This window comes from Xylanibacter sp. (genome assembly GCF_057607445.1).
In genome coordinates, this window is record NZ_DBLZAX010000034.1 from 1 (window position 1) to 3,975 (window position 3,975).

The 3,975-nt window shown below is 33.6% G+C and carries 6 protein-coding genes; 2 read left to right on the forward strand and 4 right to left on the reverse strand.

Annotated features, from left to right (window positions below):
* Together ACZMIG_RS14545 and ACZMIG_RS14550 are read right to left on the reverse strand one after the other, a co-directional pair.
* A partial coding sequence (locus ACZMIG_RS14545) for a hypothetical protein (protein WP_487889743.1) occupies positions 1–230 on the reverse strand: 230 nt, incomplete at its 3' end.
* A gap of 150 nt (positions 231–380) precedes the next feature.
* A complete protein-coding gene (locus ACZMIG_RS14550) occupies positions 381–1,175 on the reverse strand; it encodes a DUF4377 domain-containing protein (protein WP_487889744.1) in 795 nt (264 codons plus the stop codon).
* 278 nt (positions 1,176–1,453) lie between these two features.
* On the opposite strand from ACZMIG_RS14550, the gene ACZMIG_RS14555 reads away from it, so the two are divergent.
* Both ACZMIG_RS14555 and ACZMIG_RS14560 read left to right on the forward strand, forming a co-directional pair.
* Complete coding sequence (locus tag ACZMIG_RS14555; protein WP_487889745.1) at positions 1,454–1,726, forward strand: hypothetical protein; 273 nt, start codon at positions 1,454–1,456, stop codon at positions 1,724–1,726.
* Positions 1,727–1,752: 26 nt separating this feature from the next.
* Entirely contained in the window at positions 1,753–2,229 is a 477-nt protein-coding gene (locus ACZMIG_RS14560; protein WP_487889748.1) for a DUF5694 domain-containing protein, read from the forward strand.
* Between the two features lie 212 nt (positions 2,230–2,441).
* On the opposite strand, the gene ACZMIG_RS14565 is transcribed toward ACZMIG_RS14560, so the two are convergent.
* A complete protein-coding gene (locus ACZMIG_RS14565) occupies positions 2,442–3,539 on the reverse strand; it encodes a DUF4932 domain-containing protein (RefSeq protein WP_487889746.1) in 1,098 nt (365 codons plus the stop codon).
* 4 nt (positions 3,540–3,543) lie between these two features.
* Positions 3,544–3,975 (reverse strand): hypothetical protein (locus ACZMIG_RS14570; RefSeq protein WP_487889747.1); only part of this gene is annotated, 432 nt, incomplete at its 5' end.

Sequence of the window (3,975 nt, forward strand, 5' to 3'; positions counted from 1 at the left end):
ATTGCCAGATAGGAGGTTTTCTTCAGCTGGTCAATTTTTAATTTTGACCTGTACACTTTCAGCGTGTCAGCCGTAATACGGTCTGATTGTTTGTATAGGATTGTCTGGGCCAGAGCCTGGTTGACATCATCTATAATATGTTCTTTCGCGGTTGTATAGTTGCCGTAACTCAGGAACAATGATGGAATCATCAAAGATAGAAATACTGTTACTGCTGTTATAGGTTTCATATTATATTTCTTAAATTACTATCATCTACAAATATACAACAAACCATATATTCATTGCATTAGATTAATCTTTTTGTTCTTCTGAACATAGATAAAATAAAATCGGGAGAATCTTTAGGTGTATTTCCGTCAGGTTCTCCCTTAAAATATTTACTGTTTCTTTATTGTAAATTCCAATTTCTGAAGTCCATCCATATATACATTGACAAGAATGAGTGCATAATGGGCTTTTTCACCGGATTTCATGGATAGAATGTTATTAAATTCATTTTCAGGTATGGCCTCATTGAACATTGGATCGTTTCTCACCAGTCTGAGTTCATCCGTAAAAGGAGACAAGACAAATGAATAGATTGCCATATAAGGAACCTTCTGGAATTCTATCCAATTCGGATCATCTTTAGGGAGTACATCTTCTATCCAGAGCCGGGCCATGTCATAAGGTGGTAACTGGTCTCCGTTACTATATCTTATATTCCCTTCGCTATCAACCAGCAGCTCTTTTTCCATTGCATACTTATTGAAGGGACATTTATCATGATATACAATATCTTCTTCCGAATTAATTTCTTTATCTTCCGGTTCTTCCGGCTCGGTTATCACTCGGTCATCAAGAATTCTAATAAGTGAATATGTGCGGTCAAAACCATCCATTGGAGGATTGGCGAGGATAGTCCGTTTTACCGAAAGGTAATATTCATGTCCTCTTTCATATGTAAATCCTTCAATTCTTCCAAAGGCAAGCGGCTCCAATACACCGGGATTGTCTTCAGACATAACAAGCATACATTCTACTGGAGTATCACTGCCCCATGGTATGTATGTACCTGTTTCTGCTGAAACGGACATCTTGATTTCATTGACAATGTCATGAGACTCATCTTTGCTACACCCTATAACGAAAAGAGCTGCAAATAAAATAGAAGAGATTATAATTCTATTCATGCTCATATAGTTGTTCTCAGTGGCTCATCTGAGAGAATTAAAGTCCAACATGTAGAAACGTGAGCCAATAAAATCAACAAAACAAAGACTACATGTATATTACGTTTCTATATTTTTTCTTACTTTGCAAGTATATATTAGAATTTTCTTTTTTGCTCATTTGCAAATATATGAAATGAATTTGTATTTAATGAAATATAAAGAATTTATTTATAGTAAAACATATACTTATATTATTATGTTCTGTGATATCATCCTGGGGAATTGCACAAGAACCTATGTCAAAACCAATACCGGTATTAACATTAGGGACTTTTCATTTTGATTTTCCTAACCTGGATAAAATCCAATATGCAAAAGATGAAATGATTGATGTCCTTGAGCCCAGATACCAGGATGAAATAAATAAATTAGTCAATGCGTTATCAGAGTTTGCTCCAACTATTATTGTGATTGAACGTCCAGTGAAAATGCAGGCAGAAATAGATTCTTTATATAAATTATATCAAGAAGATAAATATTTTTACATCGAGAAGAGTATGAACAAATAGGGTTTCGGCTGGCTAAAAAGTTAGGTATCAATCGTATTCACTGTGTTGATGAATGGGGTAAACATTATAATGACATTGCAGAACTATTGGAGGATAAAAACTCCGATGATTTTATACAATTTGAAAACAGTTTCTATAATCATCAAGACTCAATTAAGGAGTATTATCCAGAATCGGTCTTTAAGGAATATGGGATAATACCCGAACTGATTTTACTTAATAATCCGGAGAACATCAAGAGGAGCTTAGGGAACTATTTAATTGGACATTTCAAATACGAAGCTAATGGTGACGATTTTACTGGGGTGGATTTTGAAACCGGACGATGGTTTAACCGGAATTTGCGTATATTCAGGAATATACAGAGAATAAAAACAGAGTCCAAATATAGAATTCTTATAATCTTCGGTTCTGGACATATGAATATATTAAATTATCTGTTTGAATGTTCACCTGAATATTGTCTGTATGATGTCTCAAACTATTTGAATATACAGAATTGAGATAGCAAGAAGGGAGAATATATCGGCAATACGTCGAAAAATTCTCCCTTAAACTTTATGAAACAAAATGCGTTTACTGTTTTTCTGTAAATAGAATAGCTATAAATATATATCCTTTAAGCTGATAATCACTTTGGAGAACTTTTCCAGTGCGTTCAAGCCGAGCAAGTCGTCTTATGCACCATCGGAAAAGGAGTTGGTATTGACATTATTTATTTCAACACATCAAATCTTTCATTTTCCTTCTGAGCATATTTATTGAAGAAGTCTATCACATTTGGATAGAAATTCTCAAAATTTCCATACTTTGACTGTTTCTTTTCGTATTTTCTCAATAAGGTAACCAGTTCAGGCATCCATCTGAAATTACGTTGTATCTGTTCCAGAAACACATTTCTTATTTCTTCTGTCTTGAATTCGTTATCAAGCATATAACAGATAACAGCAGCACGGACAAGAGATTCATTTATCATTGTCTGCCAATTGCCATAGGCCTGTTGTGACATACTAACCTGTGAGTTCAAATACAAAACATTAGCTGCTTCTTCCAGTTGTTTTACATGATCCGGGTATTTACTTTCATCCAAATAATGATTGATGAAAGAATGGTTAAATTCATGAATCAGTGTAGGCAGAAATCTATTGTTATACATTGGTATATCCTCTTCGTTTACGAAATAACCTACAATGGCATAGACATCTTTCTTTTGTCCTTTTAATTGCCTTTCTACACCATAATTCCCACCACCATTACAGAATCCGATTATGATAGTATAGTTTTCCTGAGGTTCATTACCATAGAAATTTGAATACCAGTCCGCATCAAAGGAGTTTGTTACATTTTCCTGAAAAGATTTAATACCTTTTTCGTAAATATCGTTGTGAGTTTTAAAAAACTCATTGAACTTTGTATCCTTATAAAAGTTATTGAGATAAGACAGGAATTTATCTTTATCTACATCTGTCCATCTATCATCCAGTTTAGGACTATCTTTCTCTATTAAAGATAGAATTCCATCTTTGTTTTTCAGATGTACTGCCATTGACATAACTGCATCATAAGATATGCCATAATTATTTCTTAGTTCTTTCATATATTGGACTGCCGGATGTTCTGTATTATCCTTAAAATAGCTGTCCATGTCCTTTATGTATTGTCCTGCCATATCCATGTGATATTCAGGAAAACCAGCCATACGGGATAATATACTCATAAGTTCCACATTTTCATTGACCTGTGGAATAATAGATTGTGCCTTTGCACAAAGACATGCTATGAACAAGGCGAAAACTAAAATAATTTTTTTCATTTTGTCAACAGTTTATATTTATAAAATTAGAAAAGCTGATTTGTGTCACTACACAATATGGGATGCATTTGAATATGTCGCATTCGGGACTGCTGCTATATCTTGTGTTGCCATAACTTTCATTCCATTTAATGGAATCAGTAGCATAGTTCATTTTTACGAATCCATTATTATATGTTCCTTTGATCTTGTAGGATTTGTCATAGATATAACCATTGGCATAATACCCTTTTATATTCCGTAGTGTATCGAATATATGTCCATTGGCGTAATTCCCTAAAACTTTACCTTCTGAATCAAGAATATAGCCATTGCTATAGGTCATGCGGGATGTAGTGCCACATGAACAAAGAATGAAGAAAACTATTGGGATAATATAATATATCGTTTTCATTTGAGGAAATCTATTTGTGAATAATATTATAGCTTCAGTAAT

Coding starts and splice junctions, on each gene's coding strand:
- ACZMIG_RS14565 (WP_487889746.1), bottom strand. CDS start 3,539: ATGAAAAAAATTATTTTAGTTTTCGCCTTGTTCATAGCATGTCTTTGT.
- ACZMIG_RS14550 (WP_487889744.1), bottom strand. CDS start 1,175: ATGAATAGAATTATAATCTCTTCTATTTTATTTGCAGCTCTTTTCGTT.
- ACZMIG_RS14555 (WP_487889745.1), top strand. CDS start 1,454: ATGTCAAAACCAATACCGGTATTAACATTAGGGACTTTTCATTTTGAT.